Origin of the sequence: Plantactinospora alkalitolerans, from assembly GCF_015690345.1 — a bacterium.
Classification (GTDB): domain Bacteria; phylum Actinomycetota; class Actinomycetes; order Mycobacteriales; family Micromonosporaceae; genus Plantactinospora; species Plantactinospora alkalitolerans.
Genome location: NZ_JADPUN010000105.1, coordinates 1 through 17,914, shown reverse-complemented (window position 1 = coordinate 17,914; position 17,914 = coordinate 1). Strand labels below are relative to the sequence as shown.

Below are 17,914 nucleotides of genomic sequence, written 5' to 3'. Positions count from 1 at the left end.
ACCGGAGGCCGACCGTCGTCGGCGGAGGTGTCCCCGGGTACCCGCCGACCGGACGACCCGGGATCGCGCGGCGTCGCCGGGAGTACGGCCAGCGACCAGCCGGCCGGACCGGCGGTCGTGCCGGCGCAACGCGGCGACGACCCGGACACCTCGACCGACCCGGGAACTCCCGGCGGCTCCGGCCCCGCGGACGGACCGGGGCAGGCGCCGACGGCACGCGGGACCGCCGGCCCGGCGACCTCCGGCGGCACCGGGCCTGAGGTGCCGGGTGGTGATCCTCGGCCGGCCGGGAAACGGTCCGAGCCCGGACGCGCCGTACCGGCCCGCCGTCCGGTGCTGACCGAGCGCGAGATGCAGGTGCTGGTCGGGATGGCCGACGGCAAGAGCAACGCGGAGATCGGGCGGGAACTCTTCGTCTCCGAGGACACCGTGAAGACCCACGCCCGCCGGTTGTTCCGCAAGCTCGGGGCCCGGGACCGGGCGCACGCCGTGGCGGCGGGCTTCCGGGCCGGACTGGTCGCCTGACCATGCCGGCCACCGCCGGCAACGGCGGCGGGGGGTACGGCCCGGATCAGCGGTCGGCGGTGCTGCCGCCCTCCCGCTCACCCTCGTCCTCGTCGGCGGACTCGGTCAGGGTGTCGTGCACCCCGTCGGCGTAGCCCCGGGCGTACTCCCAGGTGACGTAGTGGTCGGGGTCGGGGTCGTACGCCGGCTCGTGCACCCGGGGCCGCCCGGAGTTGAGCAGGTGCCGCAGGTTGCCCCGGAGCAGGTCCCAGTCGAAATAGTGTGGTTCGCGGCAGTCCTCACACTCGATGACGAGGCCGCGTACCCCGACCGGGCCGAGTAGCGCCTGGTAGATTTCCAGGTCAGCAAGGTCTTCCAGCACGTCCTGTCGCTCGACCTCGCTGAGCGGGTCGAGTTCGGCCTCCTCGCCCGGGTCGTCAAGGCCGGCGGAGGGATCGGCGGGGTCTCCGTTGAACGGGTCGATCGGCTCCTCGTGCACCCCTCCACCGTAGTCCCAACACCGGCCGTCGTGGTCACCCGTTGTGGCCTGGACCGCCGTCCCCCCGCGCCCGCAGGCGTGGGGCCGGTGCACTGGGTACGATGAACCATCGCGCCGCGGCGGAGGCGAGCCGTTGACCCGCCCAGGGTGCGGCCCAGCCCGTCCAACCAGCTTCGTGCCGACGCCTTCGTCGGCCAGGGATGCCGACCGACGACAACTTCAGCAGCAGGGGACACATCGTGGAGAACCGACCCACCAACGACCTACCGCTGGGCGCCGAGACGGACCAGCTCGCCGGGCATCTGCCCGAACTGCCGGCCGGGTCGGCCCGGGTGGTGCCGCTCGGGTTGACCTTCGACGACGTGCTGCTGCAACCCGGTGAGTCCGAGATCATCCCGAGCCGGGTGAACACCATCACCCGGCTGAGCCGGAACGTCAACCTCTCCATTCCGCTGGTCTCCAGCCCGATGGACACCGTGACCGAGGCCCGGATGGCCATCGCGATGGCCCGGCAGGGCGGCATCGGGGTGCTGCACCGGAACCTCTCGATCGAGGACCAGGCGCTCCACGTCGACCTGGTCAAGCGCTCCGAGGCCGGCATGGTCACCAACCCCATCACCTGTGGCCCAGACGACACCCTGCGGGACGTGGACGCGCTCTGCGGGCGCTACCGGATCTCCGGCGTGCCGGTCACCGACGCCGAGGGCACGCTGGTGGGCATCGTGACCAACCGGGACATGCGGTTCGTCACCGACGGGGCCACCCCGGTACGCCAGATCATGACGCCGATGCCGTTGATCACCGCGCAGGTCGGGGTCAGCAAGGAGGAGGCGATCGGGCTGCTCCGCCGGCACAAGGTGGAGAAGCTGCCGATCGTCGATCCGGGCGGCCGGCTGCGGGGCCTGATCACGGTCAAGGACTTCGCCAAGAGCGAGCAGTACCCGGACGCCACCAAGGACGACGCCGGCCGGTTGCGGGTCGCCGCCGCGGTGGGCGTCGGCGAGGACGGCTACAAGCGGGCCCGCGCCCTCGTCGAGGCGGGGGTGGACGTGCTGATCGTGGACACCGCGCACGGGCACCAGCGGGCCGTGCTCGACATGGTCGGCCGGCTCAAGAAGGACACCACGGTCGACGTCATCGGCGGCAACGTGGCGACGTACGCCGGGGCGCGGGCACTGGTGGAGGCCGGTGCCGACGCGGTCAAGGTCGGCGTCGGGCCCGGTGCGATCTGCACCACCCGGATCGTCGCCGGGGTCGGCGTACCGCAGATCACCGCGATCATGGAAGCGGCCCGCGCCTGCCGTCCCACCGGCGTGCCGGTGATCGCCGACGGTGGCATCCAGTACTCGGGCGACATCGCCAAGGCGCTGGTCGCCGGCGCCGACACGGTGATGCTCGGCAGCCTGCTGGCGGGTTCCGAGGAGAGCCCCGGAGAGCTGCTGTTCATCAACGGCAAGCAGTACAAGGCGTACCGGGGGATGGGCTCGCTCGGCGCGATGCAGTCCCGTGGCCAGGCCCGCTCGTACTCCAAGGACCGGTACTTCCAGGACGACGTCACCAACGAGGAGAAGCTGGTTCCCGAGGGCGTCGAGGGCCAGGTACCTTACCGTGGCCCGCTGGCCCGGGTGGCCCACCAGCTCATCGGTGGACTGCGGCTGGCAATGGGATACGTCGGCGCCGAGACCGTGCCGGAGCTGCACCGCCGTGGCCAGCTCATCCGGATCACGGCGGCCGGGTTGAAGGAGAGCCACCCGCACGACATCCAGATGACGGTCGAGGCACCGAACTACCACACCCGCTGACGGTCACCGCCTCCTCCCGCCAACCCCCCTTCTACTCTGGAGTGACCCATGCGTGACGTGGTCGAGATCGGGCTGGGCAAGACCGCACAGCGCGGCTACCACCTGGACGACATCGCGATCGTGCCGAGCCGGCGTACCCGGGACGTCGACGACGTCTCCACGGCGTGGCAGCTCGACGCGTACCCGTTCCGGATCCCCTGCGTCGGGCACCCCTCGGACGCCACCATGAGCCCGGAGTCGGCGGTCACCCTGGGCCGGCTCGGCGGTCTCGGGGTGCTGAACGTCGAGGGCCTGTGGACCCGTTACGAGGACCCGGCCAAGATCCTGGAGGAGCTGTCCCGGCTGGACGAGGGGACCGCCGCCACCCGCCGGCTCCAGGAGGTCTACGCCGAGCCGATCCGGCCGGAGCTGATCGCCGAGCGGGTCCGGCAGATGCGCGAGGGCGGTGGCACGGTCGCCGTCCGGGTCTCCCCGCAGCACACGCTGACGCTGGCCCCGGTGATCCTCGACGCGGGCGTCGACATCCTGGTGATCCAGGGCACGATCGTCTCCGCCGAGCACGTCTCCACCACCGACGAGCCGCTCAATCTCAAGGAGTTCATCGCCGACCTCGACCTGCCGGTCGTCGCCGGTGGCTGCACCGACTACAAGACCGCGCTGCACCTGATGCGGACCGGGGCCGCCGGGGTGATCGTGGGGCTCGGCGGCGACGAGTGGTCGACCACCGAGTCCGTGCTCGGGATCCGGGTGCCGATGGCGACCGCGATCGCCGACGCCGCCGCGGCCCGCCGCGACTACCTCGACGAGACCGGTGGCCGGTACGTGCACCTGATCGCCGACGGCGACCTGCAGACGTCCGGCGACATCGCCAAGGCGCTGGGCTGCGGCGCCGACGCGGTGATGCTCGGCGAGCCGTTGTCGCTCTGCGCCGAGGCGCCGGCCGGGGGCGCGTGGTGGCATCCCGCCGCCAGCCACCCGAACCTGCCGCGCGGGGCGTACGGGGTGGCCAACGAGGAACTCGGCTCGATGGAGCAGCTCCTGTACGGGCCGGCGGACGACCCGGAGGGGCAGCTCAACCTCTTCGGCGGGCTGCGCCGGGCGATGGCGAAGTGCGGTTACCGGGACCTGAAGGAGTTTCAGAAGGTCGGGCTCGTTCTCGACCGGTGAGCCGCCGATCCGGAAAGCGGATGATGATCAGGACAGGACGTGCGGCGCTGGCCGGCGCGCTGGTGGCGGCGCTGCTGGCGGTGTCGGCCGGCGGCTGCACCGGCGACCGCCGGGACCGGGACCGGGACCCCGAGGGGTTCCGGCCCGGCGCGGCGGGCGTGGGCGACGCCTACTTCCCGAACTACGGCAACGGCGGCTACGACGTCGCGAGCTACCGCCTCCAGGTGCGGTACGACCCGGCGACCGACGAACTGACCGGCGACGCCACCATCGAGGCCACCGCGACCGAGAACCTGTCCCGGTTCAACCTCGACCTGGCCGGCCTGACCGTCTCCCGGGTACGGATCGACGGCGCCGTGGTCCGGCACGCCCGGGACGGCGACGAGTTGATGATCACCCCGGCCGCCGGCCTGTCCCAGGGCAGGCGGTTCCAGGTCCGGATCGACTACGCGGGCAAGCCGACCCCGATCACCAGCCCGGACCTCGGCAGCGGTGGCCTGCTCGCCACCGGCGACGGTGCGATCGCGCTCGGCCAGCCCGAGTCGGCGAGCACCTGGTACCCGGTCAACGACCATCCGCTGGACAAGGCGACGTACGAGATCGAGGTGACCGTTCCGGACGGTCTGGCCGCGTTGAGCAACGGGGTCTCCGGCGGCACCACGACATCGGCCGGCTGGACCACCTGGCGCTGGGCCGAGCGGTCCCCGATGGCCAGTTACCTGACCACGCTGGTGATCGGCCGGTACCGGGTGCGGGCCGGTGTGCACGAGGGCAAGCCCCTGGTCACCGCGATCGCGTCGACCCTGCCACCGGGCGGTCCGGCCGAGAGGTCGCTGGCCCGCACCGGCGAGATCGCCGACTTCCTGGCCACCCGGTTCGGGCCGTACCCGTTCGATTCGTACGGCGGCATCGCGGTCGCCGACAGCCGGATCGGGTACGCCCTGGAGACCCAGTCCCGTCCGGTGTACGGGCCGGCCTTCTTCACCACCGGCCCCAACCTGACCGTCGTCGCCCACGAGTTGGCGCACCAGTGGTTCGGTGACAGCGTCTCGATCCGAAGCTGGCGCGACCTCTGGCTCAACGAGGGGTTCGCCAGCTACGCGGAGTGGCTCTGGGAGGAGCACGAGGGTGGCCGGTCGGTGCAGGCGACCTTCGAGCGGGAGTACGCGGCCACCGACTGGGCCGCGCCGGCGTTGGATCCGGGCCGGGCGGAGATCTTCTCCCGGGCGGTCTACAAGCGCGGTGCGCTCACCGTGCACGCGCTTCGGCGGGCGGTCGGCGACGACACGTTCTTCCGGATCCTGAAGAGCTGGACCGAGGAGAAGCGCAACGGCAACGCGAGCACGGCCGACCTGGTCAGTCACGCCGAACGGATCTCCGGACGGTCGTTGCGCCCGCTCTTCGACGCCTGGCTCTCCGGCTCGACGCCGCCGGCCATCCCCTGACCGGCGCGCAGCCCGCGGCGCTGACCAGGACTGCGAGGACGGACCATGCCCGTGACGAACCCCTGGCTGGCTGGCCCGGACGGCCCACTGGCCACTCCGGTCCGCTACTTCCACCTCGGCTTCGCGATCCTGTTCACCGCGTCGGCGGCGTCGCCGAAGGTGCGCAACATCGCCGCCGATCCCCGGGTCTCGATCGGCGTCTTCGCTCCGCTGGTCGGCCAGGCCAGCAGTAGGGGCGCGCAACTCTTCGGCCGGGCCCGGATCCTCACCGCCGAGCATCCGGACTTCGGGCACTACTGGCCGGCCCACTCACGGCCTTTGCCCAGGCCAGTGACCCCGGTTGATCGCGACGAGGTGTCGGGTTCGTCCAGGAGTTCGGTGTCACTCGCGGTACCGCCCGCCGAGCGGTCGCGTTGCTGCGTGAACGCGGTCTCGTCTACACCGTGCCGCAGCGCGGAACGTACGCGGGGCAGCCGAGGTAGTTCCTGTTCGGCGGTGATGCCTGGGAGTCATCATGATGACTCCCAGGCATCACCGCCGAACAGAGTGGTGGGCTTGGCGGCGTAACGCGGTTCAGCGCAGGTCGATGTCGACGAGCCCTGGCGCCAGGTCCGACGGTCGGTGGCCGAGCAGTACCACGTCGAGCAGGTGCTCCAGCAAGAAGCCGTCGTCCTCGTCGGCGGGACGGATCGGATCGAGCACGAGATTGCCCAGCCACGCCCCGTCGGTGTCGATCCGGTCCAGCGCGGCCCGCAGGCGCCCCGCCGGCTCACAGCCGAGCAGCGTGTACCGCTCCGGCTCCGGTGGCGGCGTGAGATCGACGAACAGGCCGTCGATCTCCGCACAGACTCCGAGGACGAGGCCCGGGTCGTCGGCGTGCTCGTCGACCAGCAGCCAGCGCAGCGGCACGTCCCGGTCCCAGCGCCAGAGCCGGTCGGTGACCTGTTCCCGCCGGCCGTCCACCGCCGGCTCGGGCGGCTCGGGCGGCTCCGTCAACTCTTGATCACGAGTTTCGGGTTGGCCTTGAGGTACGCCTCCGCCCGGCCGGCGCGCAGTTCGGAGATGAACTTCTTGCCCACCGAGGTGAGTTGCTCACCCCGATAGCTGCCGCCCCGGCCCACCCCGGAGCCGGGCAGCGCGACCAGGGTCATCGCCTCCGGCCGGAGCCGGCTGAGGGCGTACCCGAACTCGATGATGTCGCGACCCCGGCCCTGGAAGGTCAGCGCGTCGCCCAGGGACCGGACCACCTGCTCCAGCTTGGCCTGGTCCCGGGCCAGGTCCTGGCTGAGGACCTTCTGCATGATGGCCTTGATCAGTTGCTGGTGGTGCCGCTGCCGGGTGTACGCGCCGCCGCTGGTGTAGCGCTGCCGGGCGTAGTCCAGCGCCTGCCACCCGGTCAGCTTCCGCCGGCCCTTCTCGTAGGTCATCTGCGGCCCGGTGTAGCCACCACCCCGCAGCGTCCGGAACTTGCCGTCCGGCCGCCGGTGCTGCGAGACCACCTTCTGGTCGACGTACAGGTCCACTCCGCCGAGCGCGTCGACCAGGTTGTCGAAGCCGCCGAAGGTGAGCACCGCGCCCGCGTCGAACTTCTTGATCCCGGTGTACCTGCTGACCGTGGCGGAGAGCAGTTCGAAGCCCTGGGAGGTGCTCGGGCGCTTGTTCTTGCCGGGTACCCGGCTGCCGTAGCTCATCGCGTGGGTCAGCTTGGTGCGCTCGCCGGGGAATTTCGCCTTCGGGAACTTCGGGATGTCGACCACCAGGTCGCGGGGGAGCGCGAACAGGTAGGCCCGGTCCAGTTCCTTCGTGACGTGCAGGATCAGCACCGCGTCGGAGTGCGGCTCCCAGCCCGGCTTGCTGATCCGGGTGTCGACGCCGACCAGCAGCAGGTTGAGCGGGCCGGTGATGTCGGCACCGGGTTCCGGCGTCGGACTCGGGGCCGGAGTGGTGGCGGACGGCGCGGGCGGTTCGGTCGACCTGGCCGCCGGATCACCTCCGCCGCCGGTACCCCAGAACCGGTTGGCGGCGTACGCCGTGCCGCCCAGCAGTACCGCGACCGCGACGATCGCGGCGAGCAGGCCGATCCGCCGACGGTGTGGTCTTCCCGTTTCCCCGCTGTCTGTCACGCGTCCCACTTCCCCTTCGCGCCCGTTCGGTCTGCCAGGACCGCCCTAAGTCAAGACGTATCAGCGTGGCGCCGACGTTGCACCGGCGGAGCGTCACGGCAGCAGGAATGATGGCGTAATCCGACCCTGGCGCGATAGCTACCGGTCGGTAATGATGGCCGGCATGAGGCACAGCGCCGGTCGCGACCCGGAGCCGCCCGCCGGATCGGACCCCGACTTCGACTTCGACGTGGTCGTCATCGGGTCCGGCTTCGGGGGCAGCGTCGCGGCGCTGCGGCTCGCCGAGAAGGGTTATTCGGTAGGCGTGCTGGAGGCGGGGCGGCGGTTCGCCGACCACGAGCTGCCGAAGACGTCGTGGCGGATCCGCCGCTTCCTCTGGGCACCGGCGTTCGGCTGCTACGGAATCCAACGGATCACCCTGCTCCGCTCGGCGGGACGGCGGAACGGAACCGGCCACCGCCGCCGGGCCCGGGCCGGGTCGCCGGCGGGCGGCAGGGTGCCGGCGAGGGTCCTGGTGCTCTCCGGAGCGGGCGTCGGCGGCGGCTCCCTGGTCTACGCGAACACCCTCTACGAGCCGCTGCCCGCGTTCTACGCCGATCCACAGTGGCGGGACATCGCCGACTGGCGCGCCGAACTCGCCCCGCACTACGACGAGGCGAAGCGGATGCTCGGGGTGACGACGTACCCGCGACAGACCCCGGCGGACCGGGCGATGCGGGCGGTGGCCGACGAGATGGGGGTCGGGCACACCTTCCACGCCACCCCGGTCGGGGTGTACCTCGGCCGGCCGGGAGAGCGGGTCGCCGACCCGTACTTCGGTGGTGCCGGGCCCGAACGCACCGGCTGCCTGCACTGCGGCGCATGCATGACCGGCTGCCGTTACGGGGCAAAGAACAGCCTGGTCAAGAACTATCTCTGGCTGGCCGAACGGCTGGGCGTCGAGATCCGCCCGCTGACCACAGCGACGTCGATCCGGCCCGCGCCGTCCGGCACCGGCTACGAGGTCGAGACGGTACGCACCGGCGCCTGGCCACGGCGGCACCGGCAGCGGATCCGCGCCGGGCAGGTGGTCCTGGCGGCCGGCGCGCTCCAGACCCAGCGGCTGCTGCACCGGATGCGGGCCACCGGGGCGCTGCCCCACCTCTCGCCCCGGCTCGGCGCGCTCACCCGGACCAACTCCGAGGCGATCCTCGGCGCCTCCGTGCCGCTGTCGGCGGCCCGGCGCGACGGCGTCGACTACACCGACGGGGTGGCGATCACCAGCTCGTTCCATCCCGATCCGGAGACCCACATCGAACCGGTCCGGTACGGGCGCGGCGCCAACCTCATGGGGCTGCTCCAGTCGGCGCTTGTCGACGGCGGGCCGCACCGGGTCCGGCGCTGGCTGGGCATCCTGGCCCGGCGTCCGCTGACCTACGCGCGCCTGCTGTCGGTCCGGGACTGGTCCCGGCGCACCGTGATCGCGCTGGTCATGCAGTCGCTGGACAACTCGCTGACCGTGCACTACCCCCGGACCCGGTTCGGCTGGCGCCGGCTGGCCACCGGTCCGGGGCACGGAGCGGACAACCCGACGTGGATCCCGGCCGGCAACCGGGCGGTCCGGCTGCTCGCCGACCAGATCGGCGGACTGCCGGGCGGCTCGGTGACCGAACCCTTCAACATGCCGGTGACGGCCCACCTCATCGGCGGCGCGGTGATCGGGGCCACACCCGACGACGGGGTGATCGACGCGTACCACCGGGTCTTCGGGCATCCGGGACTGCATGTGGTGGACGGGGCGGCGATCTCGGCCAACCTCGGGGTGAACCCCTCGCTGACCATTGCGGCCCAGGCGGAGCGGGCCATGTCGTACTGGCCGAACCGGGGCGACCCGGACCCCCGCCCCCCACTCTAAGGAAGGGCCCCTTCTTATCGCTTTCTGTATAGGAAGGGCCCCTTCTTAACGCCTGCATTCGGCTGAGTTCCGGCCGATGGGTAGGCTTCGTACACATGAACACGCCGCGCCCGGTCCTGGTGGTGGACTTCGGAGCCCAGTACGCCCAGCTCATCGCCCGCCGGGTGCGGGAGGCCCGGGCCTACTCGGAGATCGTCCCGCACTCGATGCCGGTGGCCGAGATGCTGGCGAAGGATCCGGCCGCGATCATCCTGTCCGGCGGCCCGGCCAGCGTCTACGCGCCCGGCGCCCCGCAGGTCGACCCGAAGCTGTTCGACGCGGGCGTGCCGGTCCTCGGCATCTGTTACGGCTTCCAGGCGATGGCCCGGGCCCTGGGCGGCACGGTGGCGCACACCGGCGGCCGGGAGTACGGCGGCACCACCCTGCGTACCCGTCCCGACGCGACCGTCCTGCTCCGCGACCTTCCCGCCGAGTTGTCCGTCTGGATGAGCCACGGTGACTGTGTGACGGAGGCGCCCAGCGGGTTCACGGTGACCGCCGAGTCGCCCGGGGCGCCGGTCGCCGCCTTCGAGGACCTCGCGGGCCGTCGGGTCGGTACCCAGTTCCATCCCGAGGTGGGGCACACCGAGCACGGCCAGCGGATGCTGGAGCGTTTCCTCTACGAGGTCGCCGGGATCGAGCCGACCTGGACGCCGGAGAACATCATTTCCGACCAGGTCGCCGAAATCCGGGCCCGGGTCGGCGACAAGGAGGTCATCTGCGGCCTCTCCGGCGGCGTCGACTCGGCGGTGGCCGCCGCGCTGGTCCACCGGGCCGTCGGCGACCAGCTCACCTGTGTCTTCGTCGACCACGGCCTGCTCCGGGCCGGCGAGGCCGAGCAGGTGGAGAAGGACTACGTCGCGGCCACCGGGATCAAGCTCAAGGTGGTCGACGCGGCCGACCGGTTCCTCGGCGCGCTGGCCGGGGTGACCGATCCGGAGCAGAAGCGCAAGATCATCGGCCGCGAGTTCATCCGGGTCTTCGAGGCGGCGGCCCGGGAGGTGGCCGCCAGCGGGGACGTCGAGTTCCTGGTGCAGGGCACCCTGTACCCCGACGTGGTCGAGTCCGGGGGCGGCACCGGAACCGCCAACATCAAGTCACATCACAACGTCGGCGGCCTGCCCGAGGACCTGAAGTTCTCGCTGGTCGAGCCGCTGCGCACGCTCTTCAAGGACGAGGTGCGCCAGCTCGGCCTGGCCCTGGGCCTGCCCGAGGAGATGGTCTGGCGGCACCCGTTCCCCGGCCCGGGGCTCGCGATCCGGATCATCGGGGCGGTGGACCGGGAGCGCCTCGACCTGCTCCGGGCGGCCGACCTGATCGCCCGGGAGGAACTTACCGCCTCCGGCCTCGACCGGGACGTCTGGCAGTTCCCGGTGGTGCTGCTCGCCGACGTACGCAGCGTGGGCGTGCAGGGTGACGGGCGCAGTTACGGACACCCGGTGGTGCTCCGGCCGGTGTCGAGCGCCGACGCCATGACGGCCGACTGGTCCCGACTGCCCTACGACCTGATCGCCCGGATCTCCACCCGGATCACCAACGAGGTGGCCGAGGTGAACCGGGTGGTGCTCGACGTCACGAGCAAGCCCCCGGGCACCATCGAGTGGGAGTGACCTGACCCTCACGGCGCGCTGGTAGGCGGGATCACCGGCGGTGGGCCGGTCGGCGGGACCGACGGCGCGTTGGTCGGCGGGACCGGTGGGATGTCGGACGGCGTACCCGGGTGCGGCATGCCGGCGGTGGGCCCGGCGGTCGCGTCAGCGGCGCCGCGGGCTCCGCTGCCCGGCCAGGCCGGCGGCCAGACCGGACCGGTGGTCGGCCCCGGGTGCGGCCAGGCCGGAGCGTTGGCCGGCTCCTCCGGCATCAGGAACCACATGACCGGGTACGCGAGCAGGCCGAGTCCGCCGGTGAGCACCGCGACTCCGGCGAAGACCACCCGGACCAGGGTCGGATCGACGTTGAAGTAGCGGCCGAGTCCGCTGGCCACCCCGGCGATCATCCGGTCCGTGGTGGGTCGGCGGAGCTGCTTGTACGGGGGCTGGTGGAGCGGCTGGTGGAGCGGGATCTGTGTCATGTCTCCACGGTCCGTCCATTCGCCGCCGGCGACCTCGGTGACCGCCCGGATACCGACCCTGAGCGCCCCCTGACCGGTGCCGACCGTCGCCCCGAGGTGGCGTCGGTACATCCGTGCGGAGGGTCAGGCCAGCCCGGCAATCCGCACCGGCGGGGGACAACTGTCAGGAATCCGACTCTTTTCGTGGTCGGGTCCAGTGATCAAGGGAGAATTTGGTCCTGTGACCCCCGCGCTGGAACCGATTCGCAGGATCGCCGCTTACGCGATTTGCACCGATCCAACTGATCGGGTGCTCCTGGTCCGCGCCTCGGCCCGGTCCGGAACGCCCGGTGTGTGGTCGCTGCCCGGCGGCGCCATCGACCACGGTGAGGACCCCAACCACACGGTGGTACGCGAGACGGCCGCCGAGACCGGCCTCTCCGTCTCTGTCGTCGGCCTCCGGGACGTCCTCGCGGACATGAGATCGTTGCCGCACCGAGGGGTCACGATCCACACCGACCGGCTGCTCTACCAGGTCTCCGTGCGGGGTGGGACGCTCTGCGACCGGGTCGGCCAGCCGACCGACCTGGCCCGGTGGCACAGCGTCGAGGAGGCGACGAAGCTCCTCCTGCGTCCGTTCACGGCGCGTGCCCTGGGGCTGCCGAGTGGGCCGATCGACCTGCGCCCGGACGAGGCACCGGAGTTCCCGTCCTTCCACGCGGTGCCCGGCCCGGACGGGCTGCACCGGGCCCAGCGCTTCGCGGCGTACGCGGTGGCCACCGATCCGGACGGCCGGGTGCTGTTGACCCGGGTCGCCGACGGGTATCCGGGGGCGGGCTGCTGGCATCTGCCCGGCGGCGGTACCGACTACGGCGAGCAGCCGGGCGCGGCGCTCATCCGGGAGCTGGTCGAGGAGACCGGCCAGCGTGGCCGCCTGGTGGAGCTGATCGGGGTGGCGAGCCACCGCGACGCGGCCTCGCTCGGTCCGGAGGGCTATCCGATCGACTGGCACGGCGTACGCGCCTTCTACCGGGTGGTGGTCGACTCACCGGCCACGCCGACCGTCAGTGACGTCGGCGGTTCCACCTCCGAGGCCCGGTGGTTCGGCCGGGACGAGTTGGACGCGCTGCCCGCCGAGCGCCTGACCGAGGTGACCGCCGAGGCCGTCCAGGCGGCCCGGCTGGGCTGACGCCGCGATTTCCCGACCCGCCCGCGCTCCGGCTCGTCCCGGCCGGCATGATCGATATGGCGCGCAGGGAGGGGGCGGCGGTGGATCGGCGGCGGCGGATCGGGGCGTACGGGCTGTGTCGGGACGGAGATCGGGTGCTGCTCGCCCGGGGGTCCGGGAACTCCGCGTTTCCCGGGCTCTGGCAGGTGCCCGGCGGTGGGGTCGAGCACGGTGAGGATCCGGCGGCGGCGGTGCGGCGGGAGTTCGCCGAGGAGACCGGCCTGACCGTCGAGGTGACCGGACTCCGCGCGGTGCTCGCCGACGTGGTCCGGCTGGCCGGCGTCGACGGTCCGGTGGCGGAGCACACCGACCGGATCGTCTACGACGTCGTGGCGCCGAGCGGAATTTCGGGCCCGGATCCCGAGGGTCGGCCGCCGCACGCCGATCCGGACGGCGGAACCGACGCCGTCGCCTGGGTCGGTCCCGGGGAACTGGCCGGGCTCGCCCTGATGCCGTTCACCGCCGAGCTGCTCGGTCGACCCGTGGACCCGCTGCCGGAGGGCGTCCGGGTGCCGCAGGTCGGGACGCCGGTCCGGTTGGCGTCGATCGACCGCCGCCAGCGCTTCGCGGCGTACGGGCTGGCCACCGATCCCGCCGGCCGGATCCTGCTCGCACGGATCGCGGACGGCTTTCCCGGCGCCGGCCGATGGCACCTGCCCGGCGGCGGCACCGACCACGGTGAGCAGCCGGTCAGCGCGCTGCTGCGGGAGCTGGTGGAGGAGACCGGCCAACTCGGCCGGGTCACCGCGCTGCTGCACGTGTCGCACCGGCACAACACCTCGGAGTTCGGGCCGGAGGGCCGCGCGCTGGACTGGCACGGGGTACGGGCGATCTACCGGGTCCTGGTCGACGCGCCCACCGAGGCGAAGGTGACGGAGGCGGCGGGAGGGTCCACCGCGAGCGCCGGCTGGTTCCCGCCGGCCGAGGTGGCGGTGCTGCCGCGTACCGAGGTGGTGGATGCCGCGTTGTCCCTGCTGGCGCCCTGAAGATCGTCTCCGGGGAAGTCGAGGATCTTGGCCGAATCGGTCGTTGTGACTGGTTCGGATAGAGTTACCGGGGGCCGATGCCGCCGCTGGCCGGGGGTAGCGTCCTGGATAGGGAGGTCTGGGTGCCTCGCGCGGTTTGGGGGAAATACCCCCCAGACAGCTATCGCGAATCCCCTGCGTCTGTGCGATGGTGTAGGCCGCAATTGGTTGCCGGCCAAGCAGTTCCGGCGTTCGATGGTGCCGGGCCGGGCCGCCACGGTGGCGGACAAGTTGATCCGTTGATGGAGGAAACGTGCCGAGAGCCCCATGGCGTCGGCGTCGTACGTCGGACAGTCCGCGCCCGGCAGGGCGCCGCTGGGCGGGTCGGTTGCGCCGCAGTGGCACGTTCGCCCGCCAGGTGTTGCTGGTCCGGGTCGGACGCCGGGAGCAGTTGCTGGACGGCACCAGTGCCCTGAACCTGTCCGACCGCTACTACCACGACGACTCCGGTCCGATCGACGCGTACGGCGTGGGCCGGCTGACCGCAGCGGAGATCGAATCCGTCGTTCCCGTCAGCCCGGCGATCGGCCCGTCCGACGCGGTCGACGCCGCGGGCTCGGCGATGGCCATCCCGCTGCTGCCCGGCGAACGGACCATGGCCCGCCGGATCAAGTTCGCACTGGTGAACGCCTGCACCCTCGCCAGCCTGACCCTGGGGCTGCTCGCGATCTTCCAGGCCATGCACGGTGACGTGCGCGTCGCGGCGTACTGCCTGATCGCCTGCGTGGTCTTTGACGGGCTCGACGGGGCGCTGGCCCGCCGGATGGGCGTGGCCAGTCCGTTCGGCGCCCAGATGGACTCGCTGGCCGACATGTGTTCGTTCGGACTGGCCGCCCCGGTCGTGGTCTACGCCTCGCTGGTGGGCTCGGTCTCGACCGCCGCCGCCGGGGTCGCCTGCGCCCTCGTCGCCGCCTGCGCGGCGATCCGGCTCGCCCGGTTCAACGTGTCGCCGAAGGACGGCCGGTTCTTCTGCGGCGTCCCCACCACCATGGCCGCAGCGGTGCTCGCCCTGGCGGTGTTGATCGGTCTGCCGGTCTCCGGCGCGCTCCAGGTCGCCGGCGTCGGGCTGCTCGCCTTCGCCATGGTCTCCAGCTTCCCGTACGCCAAGCTGGCCCGGCTGATCAAGCTGCCGCCATGGGTGTGGTTGGCACCGGTGATCGGCGCCCTGATCGAGCCCCGGCTCACCTTCGCCCTCCTGGTGGTGGGCTACCTGGCCAGCGGGCCCCTGCTCTGGCTGCGCCAGCGCCGTACCGCCTGACGCACCACTGTCCGACGCACCGCCGCCTGACGCACTGTCCGACGCAGCGCTGTCTGACGTACCGCCTGATCCGTCCGCCGTACCGTCGCCCACCGGCCCGAGCCGGTGGGCGACGGACGGTTCCGGCCCGGCGCGGGCGCCGAGCCGGTGCCCCCGGGTCAGCGCCAGCGGGCGATGACCGATGCTCCGCCGACGACCCGTTCGCCCGGACCGACCAGCGGTTCGGCGGCGTCGGCGGGCAGGTAGACGTCGGTACGGGAGCCGAACCGGATCAGGCCGAAACGCTCGCCCCGGGCCAGCAGTGCGCCGACGGGCGCCCGCTGCACGATCCGCCGGGCGATCAGGCCGGTGCGCTGGGCGACCACCACGGTCCCGCGTTCGGTGTCGAGCACGGTGTACGCGGCCACGTTGTGCTCCGCGTCCGGTTTCATCGCGGCGGCGAAGCCACCGTCGGCGACGAAGTAGTCGACCACCTTTCCGGCCACCGGCGACCGGTTGACGTGCACGTCCAGCACCGAGAGGAAGACGGCGATCCGGAGGAACTCACCGTCACCGAAGCGCTCGTCGCGGAGCCGCTGTACCGAGAGCACCTGGCCGTCGGCGGCGGCGACGACCGCGGACTCGTCCGTCGGGATGTCCCGCTCCGGATCCCGGAAGAACGCGGCCACCGGGCCGGCCGCCAGGGCGGGCAGCAGCCAGAGCCGGGACTTCGGCCGGGCGAGTCGGGTGAACGCGGCGAGTCCCAGGGCGATGCCGGCCGCGGCGACCCCGTTCGAGTCGATGTGCATGCCCCTGGTCAGCGGCACGCTCGACGTGCGATGGGCGGGAGCCAGCCGGGCCGCCACCGCGACCTCGGCGGAGGTGTAGCGCAGCCGGTGCACCCGGACCGGTGGCTGGTTGACCAGGACGAGGTCGGTGCCGACCCCGAACAGCGCACTCTGCCGTTCGAGCTCGCCGACCGCACCCGGCGCCCGGCCGGGCAGTGCGGGCACCCCGACGCTCAGCACGCCACCCTTGGTCAGGTACGTGGCCAGCGTGTCCAGGCCGGTCCGGGTCTCCTCGGCGGTACCGGCGAGCGGCTCCGCGGCGACCACCACGTCCGCCGCGTCCGCCTCGGCCAGCGAGTCGACGACGCGTACCCGTTTGGAGATCCACTGTCCCAGGGCCGCGACGTGGTCCCGGAGCTGGTGCGCGGCGAGCGCGTCCGCCGGTACCACGGTGAGCGTGTCGCCGGGCACCAGCGCGTCGATCGAGGCGCCCAGCACGGGGGAGTCGGCGACGGCCCCGACCAGCAGGGTGGTCTTCGGACCGTGGTGCCGGGACATCTCGGTGGTGAGGACGCGGGCGGCGCGCTCGCCGACGCGGACCGGACGGCCGGAGCCGGTGCTGCGTACGGCGGGGGACTGGGTCATGTCGGGCGGGCTCCTCGTGGGGTCAGGACGGACGGCTACCGATACCGACGCAGGCTACGCGGTGCCGATGGTGACGCGGGCTGCGCGGCGGGGCGGTTTCCGGCCGTCTGCGGAGAATCGGCCGGCGGAGGTGGAAACCTCCGCCGGCCAGTTTAGGCACCGCTCGACCGAGCCGCATCGATCACGGACGCCCCTCGTCACCCCGGTCGGGTTCGTCGGTGGTGGGCCGGCGGGACAGGCCCACGGTCGGCTCGTCGACACCGGGCCGGTCGAATTCCCTGGTGGGCGCGTCGTCCCTGGTGGGCCCGTCGACCGGTCCGGCGCGGACGACGTCGGCGTCGAGTGCCGAGATGTCGGCGTCGGACCTCGAGAAGTCGGCGTCCGACCTTGAGATCTCGGCGTCGGACCTTGAGATCTCGGCGTCGGACCTCGAGATCTCGGCGTCGGACCTCGAGAAGTCGGCGTCCGGCGTGGTCGACGGGTCGGAGGCCTCCGTGGCCGTCGTGGCGTCCGGCTGGGTCGCCTGCCGCCGCCCGGACCGGTTGGCACGTAGGGCACCGACCAGCCCCAGCGCGCCGATCGCGATCAGAGTCGAGGCGATCAGCCACCCGACCGCCGGCAGCGCGAGCCGGCTGAGCTGCGCGAGCAGCCACCAGGCCACGACGGCGAGGAAGATCAGGGCGAATGTCAGGGACACCCCGTCAGTACGGTGCGCCTTCATCGTGTCACCTCCGCGGATGCCGCGTTGACCTGCAGGGAGAGCAGCAGCCGGCCACCGCCGGCCCCGTCCTCGCCGTAGTCGGTCACGTCCCGCTGCGAACCGGGGAAGTGGCCGTACCGGTGGCCCAGGACGTCCGCGTCGCCCGCGTTCACGTCGAGTAGCACTGTCACGTCGACGTTCGGCGGCAGGATCACCTTCACCTCGCCGAGATTGACCTCCACGTGCACCTTGGCGTCCTGGCCGGCGAAATCCACCCGGGTGAGGTCCAGGGTGGCGTTGCCCAACCTGGTCTCGTAGGTGTCGGCCATCACCTCATAACTGGCCGGGGCCCAGACCACGTCCTCCTCGCTGCGGATCGTCGTGTAGGACTCGGCGACCGTCGAGATGGCCAGGGCGCACGCCGCGACCAGCCCGAGGGCGATGAGCCAGCGGGCCCGGCCGAACCACGCGCCGACCAGCAGCCCGAGGGCGATGGTCACCAGAGCGGCGGCGAAGTAGGTGGACGGCATCACCCGGACCAGGTCGGTCAGGTCCAGGATGGCGACGATACCGATCGCCACGAAGATCATGGAGAAGGTCGCCGCGCCCAGCGAGGACCGCTCGCGGGGCCGTTTCGGCTGCTTCTTCTTGCGGCCCGGTGCGGGTGCGGGCGCGGGCCGGCTGCCAGCGGTGGCGTACGGGCCGTGCGGCGCGAACGGCGGGCGGTACCCGGCGGGAGCCGGCGGTACGCCCAGCGGGGGAGCGGAG

General features: G+C 72.2%; 15 protein-coding genes and 2 pseudogenes. 10 read left to right on the top strand and 7 right to left on the bottom strand.

Annotation, left to right across the window (positions count from 1 at the left end; translation table 11 throughout):
- Window positions 1-525, top strand: a 525-nt coding sequence (locus tag I0C86_RS43110; RefSeq protein ID WP_230393838.1) for a response regulator transcription factor, incomplete at its 5' end; no start/stop codon positions are given.
- A 46-nt stretch (window positions 526-571) separates the two neighbouring features.
- Here I0C86_RS43110 and I0C86_RS09125 read toward each other — a convergent pair.
- Window positions 572-1,003, bottom strand: coding sequence for a DUF5319 domain-containing protein (locus I0C86_RS09125; RefSeq protein ID WP_196200778.1), 432 nt, complete (start codon window positions 1,001-1,003; stop codon window positions 572-574).
- Between the two features lie 239 nt (window positions 1,004-1,242).
- Between I0C86_RS09125 and guaB the strand changes: the two genes are divergently transcribed.
- The 4 genes from guaB to I0C86_RS45710 are packed head-to-tail and all read left to right on the top strand — an operon-like array spanning window position 1,243 to window position 5,984.
- The gene (gene guaB / locus I0C86_RS09120) at window positions 1,243-2,805 is read left to right on the top strand and encodes an IMP dehydrogenase (protein WP_407676285.1); all 1,563 of its coding nucleotides are present in this window, start codon (window positions 1,243-1,245) and stop codon (window positions 2,803-2,805) included.
- 48 nt (window positions 2,806-2,853) lie between these two features.
- On the top strand, window positions 2,854-3,972 hold the full coding sequence (locus I0C86_RS09115; RefSeq protein WP_196200776.1) for a GuaB3 family IMP dehydrogenase-related protein: 1,119 nt from the start codon (window positions 2,854-2,856) through the stop codon (window positions 3,970-3,972).
- Window positions 3,973-3,995: 23 nt separating this feature from the next.
- Window positions 3,996-5,417: a M1 family metallopeptidase gene (locus tag I0C86_RS09110; RefSeq protein WP_196200782.1), complete on the top strand. Its 1,422-nt coding sequence runs from the start codon at window positions 3,996-3,998 to the stop codon at window positions 5,415-5,417.
- A gap of 45 nt (window positions 5,418-5,462) precedes the next feature.
- Complete coding sequence (locus I0C86_RS45710; protein ID WP_230393836.1) at window positions 5,463-5,984, top strand: pyridoxamine 5'-phosphate oxidase family protein; 522 nt, start codon at window positions 5,463-5,465, stop codon at window positions 5,982-5,984.
- A 6-nt stretch (window positions 5,985-5,990) separates the two neighbouring features.
- Here I0C86_RS45710 and I0C86_RS09095 read toward each other — a convergent pair whose 3' ends face one another.
- Together I0C86_RS09095 and I0C86_RS09090 are read right to left on the bottom strand one after the other, a co-directional pair.
- Window positions 5,991-6,413, bottom strand: a complete 423-nt coding sequence (locus tag I0C86_RS09095; RefSeq protein WP_196200775.1) for a hypothetical protein — start codon at window positions 6,411-6,413, stop codon at window positions 5,991-5,993.
- Window positions 6,410-7,540 (bottom strand): LCP family protein, encoded by a 1,131-nt coding sequence (locus I0C86_RS09090; RefSeq protein WP_196200774.1) that lies wholly within the window; start codon window positions 7,538-7,540, stop codon window positions 6,410-6,412. The genes I0C86_RS09095 and I0C86_RS09090 overlap by 4 nt, the downstream gene beginning before the upstream one ends.
- A gap of 163 nt (window positions 7,541-7,703) precedes the next feature.
- On the opposite strand from I0C86_RS09090, the gene I0C86_RS09085 reads away from it, so the two are divergent.
- Together I0C86_RS09085 and guaA are read left to right on the top strand one after the other, a co-directional pair.
- Window positions 7,704-9,434: an FAD-dependent oxidoreductase gene (locus I0C86_RS09085; protein ID WP_196200773.1), complete on the top strand. Its 1,731-nt coding sequence runs from the start codon at window positions 7,704-7,706 to the stop codon at window positions 9,432-9,434.
- 95 nt (window positions 9,435-9,529) lie between these two features.
- Complete coding sequence (gene guaA / locus I0C86_RS09080; protein WP_196200772.1) at window positions 9,530-11,083, top strand: glutamine-hydrolyzing GMP synthase; 1,554 nt, start codon at window positions 9,530-9,532, stop codon at window positions 11,081-11,083.
- A gap of 161 nt (window positions 11,084-11,244) precedes the next feature.
- Here guaA and I0C86_RS43100 read toward each other — a convergent pair.
- A pseudogene (locus tag I0C86_RS43100) lies at window positions 11,245-11,544 on the bottom strand (PspC domain-containing protein); the annotation flags it as partial.
- A 220-nt stretch (window positions 11,545-11,764) separates the two neighbouring features.
- Between I0C86_RS43100 and I0C86_RS09070 the strand changes: the two are divergent.
- The 3 genes from I0C86_RS09070 to I0C86_RS09060 all read left to right on the top strand — a co-directional run bounded on the left by I0C86_RS09070 (window position 11,765) and on the right by I0C86_RS09060 (window position 15,034).
- Window positions 11,765-12,712, top strand: coding sequence for an NUDIX domain-containing protein (locus tag I0C86_RS09070; protein ID WP_196200771.1), 948 nt, complete (start codon window positions 11,765-11,767; stop codon window positions 12,710-12,712).
- Between the two features lie 80 nt (window positions 12,713-12,792).
- On the top strand, window positions 12,793-13,737 hold the full coding sequence (locus tag I0C86_RS09065) for an NUDIX hydrolase (protein ID WP_196200780.1): 945 nt from the start codon (window positions 12,793-12,795) through the stop codon (window positions 13,735-13,737).
- A gap of 292 nt (window positions 13,738-14,029) precedes the next feature.
- Window positions 14,030-15,034 (top strand): CDP-alcohol phosphatidyltransferase family protein, encoded by a 1,005-nt coding sequence (locus I0C86_RS09060; RefSeq protein WP_407676284.1) that lies wholly within the window; start codon window positions 14,030-14,032, stop codon window positions 15,032-15,034.
- Between the two features lie 158 nt (window positions 15,035-15,192).
- On the opposite strand, the gene I0C86_RS09055 is transcribed toward I0C86_RS09060, so the two are convergent.
- From I0C86_RS09055 to I0C86_RS09045, 3 genes and pseudogenes are all read right to left on the bottom strand, one after another.
- Window positions 15,193-16,446: a phosphatidylserine decarboxylase gene (locus I0C86_RS09055; protein ID WP_196200770.1), complete on the bottom strand. Its 1,254-nt coding sequence runs from the start codon at window positions 16,444-16,446 to the stop codon at window positions 15,193-15,195.
- 537 nt (window positions 16,447-16,983) lie between these two features.
- Window positions 16,984-17,167 (bottom strand): annotated as a pseudogene (locus I0C86_RS09050) (hypothetical protein); the annotation flags it as partial.
- A partial coding sequence (locus I0C86_RS09045; protein WP_230393834.1) for a LiaF domain-containing protein occupies window positions 17,164-17,914 on the bottom strand: 751 nt, incomplete at its 5' end. The pseudogene I0C86_RS09050 and the gene I0C86_RS09045, both read right to left, overlap by 4 nt.

What these genes read in the sequence shown, in the direction of transcription:
- I0C86_RS45710 (WP_230393836.1), top strand. Translation starts at nt 5,463, where the DNA reads ATGCCCGTGACGAACCCCTGGCTGGCTGGCCCGGACGGCCCACTGGCC.
- I0C86_RS09110 (WP_196200782.1), top strand. Translation starts at nt 3,996, where the DNA reads ATGATCAGGACAGGACGTGCGGCGCTGGCCGGCGCGCTGGTGGCGGCG.
- guaA (WP_196200772.1), top strand. Translation starts at nt 9,530, where the DNA reads ATGAACACGCCGCGCCCGGTCCTGGTGGTGGACTTCGGAGCCCAGTAC.
- I0C86_RS09115 (WP_196200776.1), top strand. Translation starts at nt 2,854, where the DNA reads ATGCGTGACGTGGTCGAGATCGGGCTGGGCAAGACCGCACAGCGCGGC.
- I0C86_RS09055 (WP_196200770.1), bottom strand. Translation starts at nt 16,446, where the DNA reads ATGACCCAGTCCCCCGCCGTACGCAGCACCGGCTCCGGCCGTCCGGTC.
- I0C86_RS09085 (WP_196200773.1), top strand. Translation starts at nt 7,704, where the DNA reads ATGAGGCACAGCGCCGGTCGCGACCCGGAGCCGCCCGCCGGATCGGAC.